Origin of the sequence: Diplocloster modestus, from assembly GCF_019042245.1 — a bacterium.
GTDB classification, from domain to species: domain Bacteria; phylum Bacillota; class Clostridia; order Lachnospirales; family Lachnospiraceae; genus Diplocloster; species Diplocloster modestus.
In genome coordinates, this window is the sequence record NZ_JAHQCX010000009.1 from 171,400 (window position 1) to 185,362 (window position 13,963).

General features: G+C 45.6%; 12 protein-coding genes. 4 read left to right on the forward strand and 8 right to left on the reverse strand.

Features of this window, described 5'->3' with window-relative positions; translation table 11 throughout:
- Positions 1-10: 10 nt before the first annotated feature.
- From KTH90_RS14455 to KTH90_RS14470, 4 genes are all read left to right on the forward strand, one after another.
- On the forward strand, positions 11-1,225 hold the full coding sequence (locus tag KTH90_RS14455) for a phosphopentomutase (protein WP_238726975.1): 1,215 nt from the start codon (positions 11-13) through the stop codon (positions 1,223-1,225).
- A gap of 4 nt (positions 1,226-1,229) precedes the next feature.
- Complete coding sequence (locus tag KTH90_RS14460) at positions 1,230-2,075, forward strand: class II fructose-bisphosphate aldolase (RefSeq protein ID WP_238726976.1); 846 nt, start codon at positions 1,230-1,232, stop codon at positions 2,073-2,075.
- Positions 2,072-3,037 (forward strand): PHP domain-containing protein, encoded by a 966-nt coding sequence (locus KTH90_RS14465; RefSeq protein ID WP_158353971.1) that lies wholly within the window; start codon positions 2,072-2,074, stop codon positions 3,035-3,037. The genes KTH90_RS14460 and KTH90_RS14465 overlap by 4 nt, the downstream gene beginning before the upstream one ends.
- 511 nt (positions 3,038-3,548) lie before the next feature.
- Positions 3,549-4,604 (forward strand): tyrosine-type recombinase/integrase, encoded by a 1,056-nt coding sequence (locus KTH90_RS14470; protein ID WP_158353972.1) that lies wholly within the window; start codon positions 3,549-3,551, stop codon positions 4,602-4,604.
- 6 nt (positions 4,605-4,610) lie between these two features.
- Here KTH90_RS14470 and KTH90_RS14475 read toward each other — a convergent pair whose 3' ends face one another.
- The 8 genes from KTH90_RS14475 to KTH90_RS14510 all read right to left on the reverse strand — a co-directional run bounded on the left by KTH90_RS14475 (position 4,611) and on the right by KTH90_RS14510 (position 13,888).
- On the reverse strand, positions 4,611-5,231 hold the full coding sequence (locus KTH90_RS14475) for a DUF4317 family protein (RefSeq protein ID WP_158354000.1): 621 nt from the start codon (positions 5,229-5,231) through the stop codon (positions 4,611-4,613).
- 543 nt (positions 5,232-5,774) lie between these two features.
- Positions 5,775-7,688 (reverse strand): ABC transporter ATP-binding protein, encoded by a 1,914-nt coding sequence (locus KTH90_RS14480; RefSeq protein WP_158353973.1) that lies wholly within the window; start codon positions 7,686-7,688, stop codon positions 5,775-5,777.
- Positions 7,666-9,414: an ABC transporter ATP-binding protein gene (locus tag KTH90_RS14485; RefSeq protein ID WP_238726977.1), complete on the reverse strand. Its 1,749-nt coding sequence runs from the start codon at positions 9,412-9,414 to the stop codon at positions 7,666-7,668. Before KTH90_RS14485 ends, KTH90_RS14480 begins: the two co-directional genes overlap by 23 nt.
- Before the next feature lie 48 nt (positions 9,415-9,462).
- Positions 9,463-9,900, reverse strand: coding sequence for a MarR family winged helix-turn-helix transcriptional regulator (locus KTH90_RS14490; RefSeq protein WP_238726978.1), 438 nt, complete (start codon positions 9,898-9,900; stop codon positions 9,463-9,465).
- Between the two features lie 227 nt (positions 9,901-10,127).
- A complete protein-coding gene (locus tag KTH90_RS14495) occupies positions 10,128-10,793 on the reverse strand; it encodes a potassium channel family protein (RefSeq protein WP_158353976.1) in 666 nt (221 codons plus the stop codon).
- Positions 10,794-10,839: 46 nt separating this feature from the next.
- Positions 10,840-12,135, reverse strand: coding sequence for a TrkH family potassium uptake protein (locus KTH90_RS14500; protein WP_158353977.1), 1,296 nt, complete (start codon positions 12,133-12,135; stop codon positions 10,840-10,842).
- 289 nt (positions 12,136-12,424) lie between these two features.
- Positions 12,425-13,327 carry a helix-turn-helix domain-containing protein gene (locus KTH90_RS14505; protein WP_238726979.1) on the reverse strand — a complete coding sequence of 301 codons (903 nt, stop codon included), beginning with the start codon at positions 13,325-13,327 and terminating at the stop codon, positions 12,425-12,427.
- Positions 13,328-13,393: 66 nt separating this feature from the next.
- Positions 13,394-13,888, reverse strand: a complete 495-nt coding sequence (locus tag KTH90_RS14510; RefSeq protein WP_158353979.1) for an HAD-IIB family hydrolase — start codon at positions 13,886-13,888, stop codon at positions 13,394-13,396.
- Positions 13,889-13,963 lie beyond the last annotated feature (75 nt).

Consider the following 13,963-nt stretch of genomic DNA (forward strand, 5'->3'; position numbering starts at 1 on the left):
GAGCCATTTTATGAAAGTAATATGTCTGATTGTCGATGCCCTTGGTATCGGACAAATGGAGGATGTTCCCTTAATGTCCAGGCAGTGCGAGCCTGCAAACACATTATTGCATGTATCCCGGTACGGGCATCGCCTTCACATTCCGGTTATGCAAAAATTAGGGCTTGGAAATATCGCCCGGGCAGACGGACTTGAAGCAGCGGGAGTGAAGGCGCTGGCTTCCTGTGGAAAAATGGAGTTGGGTTATGAGGGGGCTGACACTTATCTGGGGCACCAGATCATTATGGGAAGCGGAAGTCTTAACTACAAAAAAATTACGGTTCAATCGCTGTGCAACGATATCATAGAATATCTGATACAAAACGGACATACGGCTGTTCTCTATCAGGCATCCCCCGGCCCGGTTCTCGTGGACGGTTGTGTTATGATCGCCGATTGTATGGAAGCTGCCCCAGGACTCAGCCTAAACGTGACCGCTAGCCTGCAGGACGTTTCCCTGGATTATGTAATGGAGATTGCCTCACTGGTCCGTGATATTGTTCCCGTTACCAGAGTAATTGTGGTGTGCAGTGAAATATTCTCCTTTACACAGATCGAATCCGCCATGGTTACAAGGGAAAATGGCGCGTCCGGTGTCGACACTCCCCATCTGTGTTTATTGGATGAAAAAATAACACTACGGCATTTAGGCCTAAAGCTTGATCTGAACGGCCAGTGTCCGACCCGTGTGGCCAGAACTAAGACTCCTGTCTATCTGATTGGAAAAGCCGCGGATGTCGTCCAATGTCCGCAGGCCCGGGTCATTTCCTTAGTGGATACCGAGAAAATATTTCAAACGGTCGAACAGATCATCACAACCACAGATGATTATCTTGTGATCGCCAATATCCAGGAGACGGATCTAGCCGGTCATTCACAGGATTTTAAGAGGTGGGCAGATCTACTGGAGCAGGTAGATCGTCATATTCCCACACTACTGGAAGCGGTGGGGGATGATGGGGCATTTATTCTGACAGGCGATCACGGAAACGACCCCTATGTTGGAAAAGGTCAGCATACCAGGGAATATACCCCCTGCCTGCTTTATTCCTCCAAATATATCCCGAATCATCTCGGTATCCGCAAAACTTTGGCGGATATCGGAGCCACAATTGCTGACTTATTTGATGCCGGTCCGACCCAAGGCGGCATCTCCCTTCTACGGGAGCTTCAAAAGAAAGGATAAGGTTATGAATGAAAATCGCTTTGTCCACATCCTGAAACAGGCAAAAAAAGAGAAAAAAGCAATCGGTGCGTTTAACTTTTTTAATTACATCAGTGCAAGTGCGGCTATAAAAGCAGCAGAAGAGTGCGGCAGCAGTGTTATTCTTCAGGTTTCCGTTCCAACTGTTCATTTTTACGGAGTGGAGACTCTTATGGACTTTGTAACTCCTCTGATCCGGAGGAGTTCTTCAACTGTTGCGCTGCATCTGGATCACTGTAAGGATCCTGAATTAGCAAAAGAGTGCATTCGCGCAGGCTGGGACGCAGTTATGATGGATTATTCTGCCTTGCCTCTGGAAGAAAACATTCGGAAAACCGCAGAAATCGTAGAATACGCACATCACTACGGTGCAGCAGTGGAAGGGGAGGTGGGAGTCATCAGCGGAGTGGAGGACGATATTTCTCATACCGTAAGCGTTACCGCAGACGCTCTGGAAACGAAACGTTTTATTTGTGATACCGCGGTAGACGCTATAGCGCCGGCTATAGGCACTTCTCACGGGTTGTATCGGGGTGCTCCGTCTCTAAATTATGAACTGGTCAGAGAGCTCGGACAGGAAGAATGTCCTCTGGTCATTCACGGCGGAACCGGACTTGCCGAGGATACTTTTCGGCGGCTGGTACAGCTGGGAGCTGCTAAAATAAACATATCTACAGCCTTAAAGTTAGCTTATCGGGATTCTATTCAGAATATGGCTGTGAAGACTCATTTTACACCACTGGAGGCGGATCAGGCCTTTGGAGACGCTATCCGGCAGGTGGTGGTCAGAAACATACAGATCTTTGCCGGAGAGGAGAGGACTGTAACATGAAAGCATTGTATCCCTGTGATCTACATACGCATTCAACGAGAAGTGATGGCTGTGACACCATACCGGAATTAATTCAACGTGCCGCAAAATGTGGTATCCGTATATTGGGTATAGCCGATCATGATGTATTGCCAATTAGTTCCATGGAAATCGACGGTGAAATGACAGATATCATACAATATGCCCTAATGCATTCGATATGCCTGATCCCCGGAGTGGAGTTTTCCTGTGAAACTTTGGTTGAAGATGTACATGTCATTGGTTATGGGTGCTGCTGGACACATCCGGCTCTGCTGGAACTGGAAGCTTTCTGTACCGCCAGCAAAATGAAGGCTTACAAAGCAACATTGGACCGGTTAACGGAGTTCGGATTTCCGTTAAAGCTGGAAGAGGTTTTAAAACAGCCTGGCGGCAGAATCGATCCGGATAAACTACAAAAAAAACACATTTTTGAAGCGATGGCTAAAAAGGGATATTTTTCAGATTGGATCACAGCGAAGTTGTTTGTCAGAGATCATCCATCTTTGAATGTAAAAAGGCAGAAGCCGGAAGCAGTCAGGGTGATACAGGTAATACAAGAAGCCGATGGGCTGGCGGTACTGGCTCATCCCTATCTGATAGATGAAATAATTACCACGCAATCCGGAAAATTCATGAATCGTGGAGATTTTATCCATCTATTGCAGGTACAGGGGCTGAACGGTATTGAGACAAGATATACTTATGATAAGACTACCTGCAAAGACCGACGGCCTAATTTCGTCCTATGGCGTGAGATTTTTGAACACTATAAAGATACTTTGTTACTATCCGGAGGATCTGATTATCATGCCGATCAAAAGCGTGGCAGTAAAAATCCACGGATGCTGGGAGAATGCGGATTAACAGTTGAAGAATTTTTTATCCAGCCTGCACTTAAAAGACTTTTGAGTAATGAGCAGTTAGAATTCTTTGAATTCTAATACTATCGTTTGCAGAACGATAGTATTTAATGCGTGTGCATGAAAAATTTAAAAATCTATATATATCACAAAGCCCATCTATTTATGTTTACTGGTAATTTATTTATGTTTACCTGTTTGACGTAAATCTATGGGTTTTATTTTTTCATATGAATTATTAGGTCTTTAATGGTGGGATATTGTCTGGGATACATGGGTCGATCTATACGACAAATACAGGTTTATTAAATAGATATTGTCAAAATTAACTGCATCTGCTATAATCTAACTATTAACCGACTTTATTTCCCAGCCGATATATCCAGATTTATTTGAATTATAAATATCATTTTTTAATTACTGTGTTATTGTTCCAGCACATAATCCTATATCACATCACCCTAAAGTATAAAACCTAGATCAAATAAATAATACAATAAAACTTATTTTCCAGAATAAGCTCGCAAAATAACACTCAAAGAAACAAATGAAAACGAATCTATAATCTTTTATCTAAGAAAGGACGAATAATATGGATACTATGACCTACCATGAACAGACAAATATCAATAATACGTTAAAACTACGTGAAATTCTGAAAACTCTCCCACCATTTGCCAAAGACTACTTCCGGGCCATCGAACCAACCACTTCCACAAAAACGCGCATTTCCTACGCCTATGATCTGAGGGTTTTTTTCCATTTTCTGATTGAGAACAACCCTACATACAAAAATTACAGTTCAACCGACTTTAAGGTTGAGGATCTGGACCGATTAGAGGCCGTTGATATTGAAGAATATCAGGAATATCTCAAAGTATATGACGGCGATTCCAAAACAATCACAAACGGTGAAAAAGGCCTATCCAGAAAAATGTCTGCCCTGCGGAGTTTTTATACTTATTACTTCAAACGGCAATTAATCAAGACAAATCCGACCTTACTGGTAGACATGCCAAAACTTCATGAGAAGGCCATCATCCGTCTGGATCCCGATGAAGTAGCTTCCCTGCTGGACTATGTGGAAACCTGCGGATCGGAACTGACCGGCCAGCGAAAGGCTTATTATGAGAAAACAAAATACCGGGATCTGGCGATCATAACCTTGCTTTTGGGCACTGGAATCCGTGTATCAGAGTGTGTGGGGCTTGATTTAAACGATGTGGACTTTAAAAATAATGGAATAAAAGTCGTCCGTAAAGGCGGTAATGAAATGGTTGTCTATTTCGGAGACGAAGTTGAAGATGCGTTAAAGGAATTTCTGGAAAATTCCAGATACAGCCAGACTCCGCTGCCGGGCCACGAAAATGCACTGTTTCTGTCCACGCAGCGCAAACGGATCGGTGTGCAGGCTGTAGAAAATATGGTTAAAAAATATACCCGCCAGATAACTCCTATGAAAAAAATTACTCCCCATAAGCTTCGCAGCACCTATGGAACAACTCTTTATCAGGAAACCGGCGATATCTATCTGGTTGCGGATGTATTAGGCCACAAAGATGTAAATACTACACGAAAACACTATGCGGCAATTGACGAAAACCGGCGTCGCAAGGCAGCTACAGCTGTTAAACTACGCGAAAGTTAGAAGGAATCACAATCCTAAAATGTTTAATAATTCAATATGAGGACTGCTGATATCTGCCTGAAATACATCGATCTCATTCAATTTTGCACATCGGTCGGAATAAGCCGGAAAAAGGAATCCACACTCCGGCTTCTCCGGCTCATAATCGCCTTTCAGTGGGCAGATGGCACAGACCATATATTCAAATACTTCTTCTGATTCCCACAATCTTTCATGATCGGACGCTTTAGCCGGGATATCATACCGGTCATGAAATACCAAAACTGCATAATCATGATCCGCCTGATAGCTTTCAGCGATCAAATCATAAAAGGTTTCCATCAATACATCATCCTTCAGACCACAAGTTTTCAGTGCCATGAGAAGCTGCCACATGCTGCCGGGTTTCATAGAATCCTCTGGGAATCTGTATCGCTTTAAATTTTCATTTGTATTGGAAAAGGGAATCTCCTTCGCGATCGCAAGCTTCTTACCTTTTTCCACAGGCGTAAGCTTTAAAAAATTCGTATTAAATGTACCATCTATTACCCCATCAGCATCCATATAGCTTCCGGCAATCCTTGTCATAGAGTTCCTTGACAGTGTCATGCGCCTGGTTAACTCAAGCATATCTTCTCTGTTAATCATCTCTATTTTTCTCATTTTCTTATCTACATCATTCACCATAGAATATCCCCTTGATTCCTGATTTAAAAATTATCATTTCTGACTGTATGAAACAATTACTGTTAATTACACAGCCGCAACCCCTGGCCCCTGAACAACGTAACCAGCAATCTTGATCAGAATGATATAAGCACAGATCCCACTAAATGCACTGTAATATAAACATAGTGTACTATGTAAAATTGGCTATGTAAACCTTCATTTTATTAATATCTTATACTTCATATCTTGTGCTGAATATCTCGGATATTTACAATCGCTCCACTTATCTGGGCCGGCACGCGATCGCCATGGGTGGAAATGAGGAGGCTGCCCGGGTATCCGGGGTACATGACATAAAGAGAGGGGCTGCCACCGCCCCTCTTCTTCTTGCTCTATCCAAAATATTATTCTTTCAAATACTTTCATAGAGCTTTGCATTTCGTCAAGTTTCCTTATTGTTTACATAAATATTTTACGTAAACTTATATGCCAAAATAATGAAATATATCCCAATCTGCGTATCTACGACAGCTCAAACATTCCATGATACAGCTGATAGTACCGTCCCTTCTGCCTCAGCAGATCATCATGATCTCCCCTCTCAATGATTCGGCCATTTTCTAAAACCATGATCGCGTCGGCGTTGCGTACAGTCGAAAGCCTGTGCGCGATCACAAATACCGTCCGCCCCCGCATTAAGCGGTCCATTCCTTTTTCGATCAGTTTTTCCGTTCTGGTATCGACAGAGCTGGTCGCCTCATCCAGAATTAGTACCAGCGGGTCCGCGATCGCAGCGCGGGCAATAGACAGAAGCTGGCGCTGTCCCTGAGACAGATTCGCACCATCGCTGTGAAGCATAGTCTGATAGCCATTTGGCAGCCGTCGGATAAAGGAATCTGCATTTGCGAGCTTAGCAGCAGCTACCACTTCTTCATAGGATGCGTCCAGCTTTCCATAACGTATATTATCTTCGATCGACCCGGTGAACAAGTGGGTATCCTGCAGAACCTGGGACAGAGAATGTCTCAAATCATTCTTTCGGATCTTTTTAATATCGATCCCGTCATAGGTAATACTTCCATTCGCTATCTCATAGAAACGGTTAATCAGATTTGTAATGGTGGTTTTCCCTGCACCTGTGGAACCTACAAACGCAATTTTCTGACCCGGTTTGGCATATAGATCTATGTCGTGAAGGATCGGCTGCCCTTTGACATATTCGAAGGTCACATCATGGAAACGGACATCACCGTGCATTGGCCGGAGCACAAAGCTGCCGTCCGGCTGCGGACATTTCCATGCCCACTGCTCATCTTCTCTGTCCTGCAATATATTGTCTTTATCGGAAACCGGTACTCTTTCGTCAGATGAGATACGATATTCGGTCAAAGATCCGTCCGGCTGTGTGCGTACCTGAGCCAGTGTGATTTCGCCCCGGTCCAGTTCCTCCGACTCTTCCATCACTTCGAAGATCCGTTCCGCACCGGAGATCGTCGCCATGATAAAATTCATCTGCTGTGTGAATTGGTTGATGGGCATCGCTGTCTGCCTCACATAGACCAGATAACTGGAGAGGCTTCCCAGGTCCATCAGGCCGCTGATGGCAAACAGCCCGCCGATACAAGCCGATACCGCGTAATTCAGATAAGAAATACTGACCACCACCGGAACCATCCGGCCTCCATGGGTCAATGCCGATGTGGAAGCTTTGCGCAGTTCCTCATTTCTGCGTCTGAACTCTTCCATATTCTTTTCTTCATGGTTAAAGACCTTTACCACCTTAGCGCCTTCCACCATCTCTTCGATAAATCCGTTCAGGTTTCCCAGATACTTTTGCTGTTCATTAAAATGCTGCTGGCTCTTTTTACTGCTGTAGCGGATAAATGCAAACATACAGATAAACGCGATAAATACGATCAGAGACAATCTGGCGTTCAGTACCACGATCATAACCAAAGTGCCAACCGTGATAATAAAGCTCTGGATAATCATCGTAAAGCTGTTGTTTAAGCCTTCCTGAACCGTATCCATATCATTTGTAAACCGGGACATCAGTTCACCGTGAGTCTTTGCATCAAAATAAGCGACCGGAAGCTTCTGGGTCTTATGGAACAGATCACTTCGGATCTCCTTTACCACCTGCTGTGCGGTTTTAACCATCAACTGTGTGTAACCTAACGTGCACAGCGCCCCCGCAAGATAGATGGCTCCCATGAACAGCAGCATTCGGATCAGTCCCGGGACATTGCCGGGTACGATATATTGATTGATGACCGGCTTCAGCAGATAGGTACCATATATATTAGCCAGGGCGGATATGACTACCATCACAGTCACGGCCAGGAATGCGGTCAGGTGCCTGCGCAGATACCGGAACAGAAGTTTCAGAGTCTTGCGGACATTTTTTGGCTTTTTATACGCGACTAATTTGGCCATTCTCTTCCGCTCCTTCCTGCTGGGAATAATATATTTCCTGGTAGATCGGGTTCGCAGCGCACAATGTTTCGTGTGTTCCCACCGCGTTGATTTCCCCGTCTTCCAGCACGATAATCTGATCCGCATGTTTTACCGAACTGATACGCTGGGCGATTATGATTTTCGTTGTATTTTTTAGCTCCTGGTTAAGCCCCTTGCGGATTTTCTGTTCCGTCGCGGTATCCACAGCACTGGTAGAGTCATCCAGAATAAGAATCCTGGGCTTTTTCAGCAGGGCTCTGGCAATACACAGACGCTGTTTCTGCCCTCCGGATACATTGACGCCCCCCTGTCCCAGATCGGTGTAAAGCCCCTTCGGCATTTTATTTATAAATTCATCCGCGCAGGCGACCTCACAGGCTCTTAAAAGTTCCGCGTCATCCGCGCTCTCATTTCCCCATTTCAGATTATCCCGTATTGATCCGGAGAACAGGGTATTGCGCTGCAATACCATCCCGATCGCATCCCTCAGATGCTGCATGGGATATTCCCTCACATCAATTCCATCGATTTTCACGGAGCCTTCTGTCACTTCATAAAGTCTGGGAATCAGCTGAACCAATGTAGATTTGGCGGCACCGGTACCTCCGATAATCCCAATCGTCTGTCCCGCTTTCATGTGCAAATCGATATTTTTCAGAACATATTCCTTCGCATCCGGCTTATATTTGAAACTGACATTCTCGAAATCCACGTCTCCCCGTCTGACTTCGATCTCTCTTACGTTCTCGTCCGTAATTTCGCTTTTTTCCTCCAGAACCTCCTCGATCCGTACCGCGCTGGTGATACTTCTGGTCAGCATCATAAATACATTTGAGAGCATCATGAGTGAATTCAAAATCTGTAATACATAGCTTAGGAAACCCGTCAGAGCCCCAACCTGCATCCCCCCGATCGTAATCAGATTACCGCCGAACCAGAGGATAGCGATGATCGTCCCGTACATGACAAATTGAAAACACGGCATATTCAATACCGCATAATGAAAAGCTTTTTCACTGGCAGACTGCAGTTCTTCATTCACATCACGGAACTTCCGGATCTCATGATCCCCGCTGACGAAAGACTTCACCACCCGGATGGCGATCAGATTCTCCTGGACTGTCCGGTTCACCAGGTCCACGGCCCGCTGCATCTTTCCGTACATGGGCCGCAGACGGCGAATGATGAGTACCAGCGCAATGCCCAATACCGGGAGTGCCACCACAAAGATCAGGGCCAGTCTGGCGTTAATCCAGAAGGACATCGCCAGCGCGATGATTAACATAAGCGGTCCCCGCACCGTGGGACGGATACCATTGCTGATCGCATTTTGTAAAATAGTAACATCACTGGTAAGCCTGGTCACCAGTGATGAGGTGGAAAACCGGTCCATATTACCAAAAGAAAACTCCTGGAGCTTTTGGAATTCCTCTTTTCTTAATTCCGCCCCAAAACCCTGACCAGATAACGCCGCAAATTTCGCGTACAGAATACCCAGCACCAGGGACAACAGCGCGCAAAAGACCATCTCACCGCCTCTTCGGAAAATATAGGACAGATCCCCGTCAGCCACCCCAATATCAATAATATTGGCCATCAGCATCGGAATAATCAGTTCAAAAGTGGTTTCCAATACTACGCAGATACAGCTGATAAACAGATATTTCTTATAGTTATGAAAATATTTTAAGTAACGCCGAAGCACAGCTCTCTTCCCCTTTCCATATTCATTTTCATAAGATCGGAAAATATATTATGTGAGTATCCTCCCTGTCAGGTTTTCATACATTCTGCACAGGTAATCTTTAAACTGCCGTTCTTCTTCCGGGGTAAATCCATGCAAGCTCACTGCGTCTATGCTCCTGCAGATCTCATCCCAAGCGGCCAGACGCAGCGCTCCTTCCTCCGTAAGTACGATTCGAAACGCCCTGCGGTTTTCTTTTCGATCCTCCCGTTTCACCAACCCGTTTTTTTCCATTGTATCCAGCATTTTAGATATGGTAGCCGGTTCCACATCGCAATAAGCGGCCAGATCCTTCTGCATACATTCCGTATGTTCTGAAAGATACTGCAATACCTTGGGCTGCCCCACAGACAGCCCGATCCCGGACAGTTTCGGCCTGATCTTATTACGCTGTGCGCGAAACGTCTTAAATATCAACAAATGAAGGGAATCCCTTATACGATTCATATATATGCATCCTCTCATAAATTAGCAACCTAATTATTAGTATACTAACTAACAGATTATGTGTAAAGCCCTAATCTAACCATTCTGCTTATCAGAGCGGGACATTTTCATCGACAGACCATACAACATATATATCCTGTTATAACGCAGGGCTGAGAGGGGAGCGGCTTCCGGAGATTTGCCGCGCATCCCCGGAAGCCGCTCCCCTCTCAGCCCGGTCCTGGCCCCTACGACAGGTATTGTTCGAACCGCTTCACATTCTGTGTTTTGCCAATGACTACGATAATATCACCCTGCTGGAAACGGTAGTCCGGCCCGACTTCCGTGTCTGTGCGGCGATCATGCTCCACCGCAATGATATTGAGTCCGTAGGTTTTTCGCAGATCCAGCTCCAGGACGGTCTTGCCGGCGATTACCTGGGTGATGCTGATTTCTGTGATCTCCACATCATTGTTTAGATTGATATAATCCAGAATATTGTTGGTTAAGAGCCGCTTGGCCAGACGCAGCGCCATATCCCGCTCCGGGTATACTACTTCGGCGCCTATTTTTTCCAGCACCTCGCCCTGTTCCGGGCTGATGGCTTTGGCGATTACCCGCGGCACTCCCAGACTTACTACATTTAATGTGGTTAGAATGCTGGTATCTATTTTCTCACCGATACAGACTACGACAGTATCACAGTTCTGGATTCCAATCTCCTCTAATACTTCTCGGCTCAGGTCCTCGGAGACAAAGGCGCTTTCCGTATACTGCCGAAGTTCCTTTACCTTGCTCTCCATGTGATCGATTACGACCACCTCCTTACCGGCTTCCGCTAGGGTCTTGGCCAGTGCGGTTCCAAACCTTCCCAATCCGATAATACCATATGAATAAGTCTCTTTTCCTTTCATCTCATACATTCCTTTCCATTTTGTTTATTGCTATGGGCATTGTTCTTTAACCGATTGTAATCATCTCTTCGGTATATCTGACATTGGAGGTGGTCTTGAATACCCAGATCGAAGTGATTGTCAGGGCACCCAGCCTTCCGATAAACATTGTAAGAATTAAGATCAGCTTTCCCGCCACACCCAGATCCGGTGTAATGCCTGTGGAGAGGCCGACGGTACCGAACGCGGATGTTACCTCGAATAATATCTGAATAAAAGAATATTCCGGTTCACAGATACACAGCGCCAGTGTGCCGATGCTGACGACCAACAGGGATAAAAATGCTACGATGAAGGCTTTCGATATCACCTCGTCTGATATTTTCCTGTGAAAGGCCAGGCAATGCTGATTGGTTGCCGCACTTTTCGCCGTCAGCAGCAGGGTAAAAAGCGTAGTTGTCTTGATTCCGCCTCCGGTGGATCCAGGAGACGCACCGATGAACATCAGTATGGTCAGGACAAACAGACCCGCACTGGTAAAGGTTCCGATGGGATAGGTGGAAAAACCGGCTGTCCGGGCGGATACGCTCTGGAAAAAGGCTCCCAGCCAGCTGATATTTTCCGTACATTTTAAAAGAACCGTTCCTATCGCCAACAAGATGACACTGGTTGTGATAACCACTTTGGAATGCAGGCACAGCTTTTTGAAGGAATGTTTCTTGATCACATCCAGGATGACTAGAAATCCCAGGCCGCCGAATATGATCAGACCGCTGGTGATCAGATTCAGCATCACATTATTTTGATATGGAATCAGATTATGTAAGCCGCCCAGTATATCAAATCCGGAATTATTAAATGCCGCCACGGAATGGAACAAACTGATTCCCAGTGCCTGAAGCGGAGGATAATCCTGGACAAATACGATGAAGCTTAAGAAAGCTCCTGCCGCTTCAAAGCATAAGGTCATGAGCAGAATTGATTTTACCAGCCGGATCATTCCTTTGGACGTATTCATATTCATCGCTTCCCGTACCATCATCCGCCCTTTGATTCCGACCCTCTTTCCTGCCATCAGGATGAAACCAACCCCTACTGAGGTAACTCCCAGGCCCCCGATCTGTATGAGCAGCGCCACGACGGTTCGTCCGAATACGTTAAAATGATCCGCCGTATCAATGGCGATCAGCCCGGTAACACATACCGCACTGGTGGAGGTAAACAATGCGTCGATGAAAGTTACCTTTACCCCCTCATTGGCCGCACATGGCAGCATGAGCAGTACGGCCCCTAACAATATGACGCTTGCAAAGCCCAAAGTGATCAACCGCCCAGGCGACTGCTTTTTCAGAAATTGTATCATTGATGTCACTCCCCTTTATTTCTAATTCCTCGTAAAACTTTTGGCACACAAAAAGGCATGACTCATGCGTTTGTTCCAGCACAGTCTATGCCTGTAAAATACATGTAAGAATATGAAGTTATCGTCCGGGTCCGCTTCACAATCCACCTGTTCCATGGCGCTTCTTTCCAATGCATTCATTTTTTGGAGCTATATGCGTATTATATGCATGGTCCTTGCAGCCGTCAACTGCGGAACAGTAAAATTAACATTTTCTTAGCGATTCTTAACTTGTCTTAACCGCGGAATCTCATTTTTCCAGATAACATAAGGTGACTTTCCACTCGTCATTGATCTTCATTACCTCCAGGCCAAGATAATCGGCACTGTCGCTTCCCTTTAACTGCCACTGATATTGTACGCGGACAGGTTGGTCAGACAGGTCCTCCGGATCCCATTTCAAAACCATATAAGCGAGATCCTCTGAAATATCCTCCGGATATACCTCGATCTCCTCTTCCGCAATCACGGAGTATTGCGCGGCCTCTTTCGGATCGGAACGAAAATAGGCATTTGCAAAATTTTGTACTACAGTTTGGAATTGAACACTTTCCACCGCGTTTAGGCTGTCCTGCGGTTGATCCAAATTCATATCTTCCGGATGTTCTGTCTTGGGCCTTTCTATCCCCGAATTGCCAGGATCGAATTCACTTAATACCATATTACCTGTTTCGCTCCCTCCTGAGTCCAGGTAACCTGAACCCGTTTTACCGGAATCCAGGTTACCGATTCCCTTAGTATCAAAATGATAGAAATAGAGGTAACCACATAACAACAGGACGAACATACAACCGGCAGTGAAGAATATCCGGCTTTTCTTCCCAGGCATTTTCTGCTTCTCCGCGCTGCTGCGCCTGGCATAGTCCTCCTCCCGGATGTCTTGTGAATTTTCGCTTATCCCTGTCGCCTCACTGTCAAACGGCCCTTCCATACTAGCGGGTTCAGCCGTCCGATCGGCTTCCCCATTCCCGATAAGCTCATCAAAAGAAATATGAAACAGTTTAGCCAGCGCGATCAAATTTCCCATATCCGGCCTGGACAGGCCGGTTTCCCATTTGGATACGGCCTGCCTGCTGACACCCAACTGTTCCGCCAACCTTTCCTGTGAATATCCGTTTCGCTCCCGCAGATTTTTGATTTTTTCTCCCAGCATGATCTTCGCTCCTTCCTGTTGGTCTGATCATACCAGACATACCCGCAACTTTCTACCAACTACCTGTCAACTATCGGTTGCATCAAAGCGGCCTGCCGTCCGTTTGGCACTCACCTTATTGATGTCCATCATGTTTTCATTGTTCCGGATCGGCCGCCAGCGTCCATCTAATTGTTCCGTGATCAGATCCGCGTACCAGTCTATACCGCTGTGATATTCCTCTTTATCATAATAGAGATAATCCCAGCCTTCCATCACCGGAACTAAACCGTTGGCCCGTAAAATTTCCACAGTTTTTTTGGCTACAGGGGCAGACATCCGTTCATTGTAAATGCAGTGCCCCTGATATTCCATATAAGCCCCGCAGGCGGCTACCATACCGTCCAGGTTAAGCGCAGATAATTCTTTGGGCAGATAGGCTCTGCTTCTTCCCGTACATAAAAACGCTTTGTGCCCATTGGCTCTCAACCTGTGAATTGCTTCTTTCGTGTCATCGGGCATCCCCCTTTTTATATCACAGATCGTACCATCCAGATCAAAAAATACCGCTGCTTTGTTCAAAATGAATCTCCTCTTTCTATAAATATATAAATTCAATCCGCTTTACATAGCATCAGGTAAACATAAAAATATTAC